This window comes from Mumia sp. zg.B17 (assembly GCF_019550915.1).
In the GTDB taxonomy this organism is placed as follows: domain Bacteria; phylum Actinomycetota; class Actinomycetes; order Propionibacteriales; family Nocardioidaceae; genus Mumia.
Map to the genome: position 1 here is coordinate 1 of NZ_JAHWCI010000015.1, position 3,605 is coordinate 3,605.

At 68.7% G+C, this 3,605-nt stretch carries 4 protein-coding genes; all 4 read right to left on the reverse strand.

The genetic code is table 11. From position 1 onward, the window contains the following. Positions 1-116 precede the first annotated feature (116 nt). Positions 117-422, reverse strand: coding sequence for a hypothetical protein (locus KV097_RS18895; RefSeq protein ID WP_220366801.1), 306 nt, complete (start codon positions 420-422; stop codon positions 117-119). Positions 423-696: 274 nt separating this feature from the next. After that, the gene (locus KV097_RS18900) at positions 697-1,053 is read right to left on the reverse strand and encodes a hypothetical protein (protein ID WP_220366802.1); all 357 of its coding nucleotides are present in this window, start codon (positions 1,051-1,053) and stop codon (positions 697-699) included. A gap of 1 nt (position 1,054) precedes the next feature. Beyond that, a complete protein-coding gene (locus KV097_RS18905; RefSeq protein WP_220366803.1) occupies positions 1,055-1,720 on the reverse strand; it encodes a ParA family protein in 666 nt (221 codons plus the stop codon). 268 nt (positions 1,721-1,988) lie between these two features. Next, positions 1,989-3,488: a ParB/RepB/Spo0J family partition protein gene (locus KV097_RS18910; RefSeq protein ID WP_220366804.1), complete on the reverse strand. Its 1,500-nt coding sequence runs from the start codon at positions 3,486-3,488 to the stop codon at positions 1,989-1,991. Positions 3,489-3,605: the final 117 nt, after the last annotated feature.

Here is a 3,605-nt window from a genome sequence, read left to right on the forward strand (position 1 = left end):
CCTCAAGAGAGCAGTGCCGCGCAGCGGCTCTGATGTTGTCGTGGCTTGTCACCGCGCGGAGCGTGGTGCCAGGCGGTCACGAAGTGACAGACTCCCAAACTCCCGCACTCACAGACTCACGAACTCGGTGGTGCCACGTCGCGGCCGTGCGGGTTGCGGCGGGTGCGGCGAGCCGCGGCCGTGGTGGCGCTGTCTGCCAGTGGTCGGAGAGCGGAGACGAGCGGTTGATAGGGCGCCGGATCGGACTCGTGCCAGCCGACCCAGCGGCCGGCTGCTTGCTCAGCCAGGTCGGACCGGGCGCCGGCGAGCTCCTGTAGGGCCTGGACCACAGGGGCGGGGTCTGTGGTGAAGGCGTGGCGGCCCAGGAGCGCGTCGAGCTTCACCGAGAGAGCGGTTTCCGGGCTGAGGCGACGCGAAGGCACGCGTCGATTCTCCCTCTCGCCATGCGAGCGGTCTGGAGTACCAGACTCTGTTACTTCCGTACTCACAGAGAGCCGGCGGTGTGACCGCTGTAGGCCCCCGGATTGCCGGCGTGGATCTCGACAAGGGCTTTCGAGCAGGGTCGAAGCGGTGCGTACGCGCCCGTATCGCTCCGACGACGCCATCGAGCGCTGCCGGCGCTGGGCGTGAAGGAGGGCCCGACCTACCCAGAAGGTCGGGCCCTCAGTGGCGGCTCAGAGCCGCCAGTCGGTGAGGTTACAGTCCGAGCGAGGCGCGGAGCTCGGCCTCCGTGGTGCCGCGCAGCTCGGCGCGGCGCTCGAGGAGAAGGTCGATCGCGACGCGGATGAGGGTGTTGTCGGTGATCCGCTCGCCGCTGGCTTGGCGCGCCCTGTTGAGTTGGCGAACGAGCACGGTGAGTTCGTCGGCCTGCTCGGGTCGGATGCGAGCCTCCTTGCGGAGCATCCTCAGATAGCGCGGTCCTGTGTCGCCTTCGGGAGCGACCGCGGCGAGGGATGGGCGCGAGGTCGGGACTGCGGGAGTCTGTGACTCTGTCACTACCGGGCTCTGCATGTTTGTGCTCTCGAGCAGGCTGTTGAGCTTCTTGCGCGCCATCTCACTTCACCTCCGTCAGTGCGGCCGGGGCACTGTTCATCGTCCAGCCGGCGAACATCTCGACGGCGATCCTTCGGTAGTCGTCGGCGGCGCGTGCACTCCGCAGGTCGCTGTCGTACTGGGTGACGACCTTGCCCTCGATCGGCGCCCGCTCGTGCACGCTATACATGCGGACGTGGTTGGAGAAGCGGGCGACGCCGGCGCCGTCGAGGAGCTCGCGGGCCTCCTCGATCTTGCCGGGGATTCGCGGGTCGACCCTGTTGATGAGGACCTTGTAGTCGACGCCGCGGGGGACGACGACCTGCTTGATGGTGCGCATGAGCGGCCCGATGGCGAGCGCGGCGGGATCTGTCGGGAGGACGGCGAAGTCGGCGTCTCGGAGCACGGCGTCGATGACGGCGTGCCCCTCGAGGCTGCCCGGTGTGTCGACGAAGACGAAGTCGTAGGGGAGTGACCGCAGTCGGGACAGGTTGCTCGGGTCGGTGTCATCGGCGACGTCGAACGGCAGGTCGTCCTCGGCTTGGTCGGCCCACCAGGTCGCGGACTGCTGGGGGTCGACGTCGACCAGCAGCACGCGAGCGCCTTCGGCGGCGACAGCGGCCAGGTTCATGGCGGTGGTGGTCTTGCCGACCCCGCCCTTCTGGCCGGCTACAGCGATGATCCTCATGCGTGTCTCCGGGTGTCTGTGAGTTTGTGACTCTGTTAGTTCGGCAGTACCGGACTGTATTGGTTTCGGTTGCGCGGTTGGGGGAGGCGCGGGGTGTGTCGGCCTGGCTTTGCGTTGAGCGCGTGTGAACGAGGGTGATGCCCGGTGTCGACCGCGGGCGTGGCCAGCCATCGTTCGGCGTGCTCGCGGCGGTCTGCTGGGTTGCGGTGGATCGGCGCGGCGATCCGGGCTGTGGGGGCGAGTAGGTCCCGCCCCCACAAGCCTCTGGCTAGGCCGTCTGGTTGGAGGCCGCGTATTCCTCGACCTCGCTGAGGGTGTAGCCGAGGGTGGCGAGGAAGCGAAGGTAGCGGCCGGTGGGGGAGTGGTCGCCGTCTTCGCGCCAGGCGCTGTCGCTGCTGCGCGCCTCGTAGCCTGCGAGGACCTGGCCGAGCGCCAGGACGTGTGCCCGTTTGTCGTTGACGTTCTCGACGGTCGCGACAAGTGCGGCGCTGCGGCCGTATGACGCGGCCTTCTCGACGCCGAACCACTCGGCGGCGATGTCGTTCGTCGAGGAGTCGGTGAGCAGGTCGGCGTCTTTGGCGAGGGCGTAGGCGATGAACGTGCCTGCTCCTTCGGGTACGGCCTTTCGCATGAGGTACGTGGTGACCCATCTGCGGCGGACCGCCCTGGCTGACTTCCATGCCTTGTTGTTGTCGATCACGAGTCTGCGTGCCAGCCGCGCTTCCTCGCGGGCTTCGGGACTCATCTCGTCTGCACGTGGCTTGTTGTTGCCCTGCGGGCGACTCCACCACTGCTGCTCGGTGATGTGGCCGTGCTCGGCGTACCCGGAGCAGGCGTAGACCGGCTCCCAGGTCTCCACGGCGATCGCCGCCTCCCAGCGGGCCTCGGCATCGTCCTCGTCGACGTCGTCACCGAAGTCTGGGCGTCCCCACCGGTCGGTGGGGATCGGCGTCCCGTCCGGATCGATGTAGGTGGTGATCTCGCGCAGGTAGGCGGCGTGGCCTGGGCAGGCGGCGTGGTCTTCGACGGTGATCGTGGCGCCGTCGGGTGTGCGGAGGTCTCCCAACGCCCGAGCGATGCTGTTGTACGCGGGGCGCTGCTCGAGGAGGATGACGCCTTCCTCGGTGAGCCGTGCGAGGACGGGGGCCTGCTGCTCAGCACGGCGTCGCTCGTCGCGTGCCTGCTGTGCGACGTGGGCGAACTGGCCGGTCTTGGCGGCGGCGACCAGTGCCTTGACGGTCTCGACGTCTCCGTCGAACTCGGCCAGGGCGGCGGCTTGGTCGAGGGTCAGGTCGTAGCGGTCGGCGGCGGCCGCAGCCAGGTCGCTCTTTCCTACCTGGAGAACGACCTCGACGTGCTCGCGGCGGGTGTGGGTCTTCTTGGCGATCTGCGCGGCGCTGAGGCCGAAGGCCGCCAGCTGCTTGGCGGTCTTTGCCTCGTCGGCGACGGTCAGTCCTGCGCGGTGGTGGTTCTCGGCGTGCTGGGTGAGGATCCGCTCGATCTCAGCGGCGTCGCCGTCGCCTGCCGTGAGGGGGATGACGACGACTGGCACGGTGTCGAGGGCTGCTTCGACGGCAGCGGCCGTGCGGCGGTGGCCGTAGCGGACCCGCAGGCCCTGGTCGGTCTCAGCGGCGACGATGGGCTGCAGTACGCCGTAGGTCTTGATCGAGGCGACGAAGTTGGCGTCGAGACGGAGGTCGGTACGCACGTTGAGGTCGACCAGCAGTGTTCTGGGGTCGACCGCGCGGGGCGTGGGGGTGTGAGCCATGGGTGGCTCCTTCCTGCCCGGGCGTGGGTGCGCCGTCTGGGTCGGCGACAGTTGTTCGCCCCTCCCGGGCAAGAGAAATGTCGAGCCGCTGTGGAGGGCGGAGGGCAACCTCGGGGA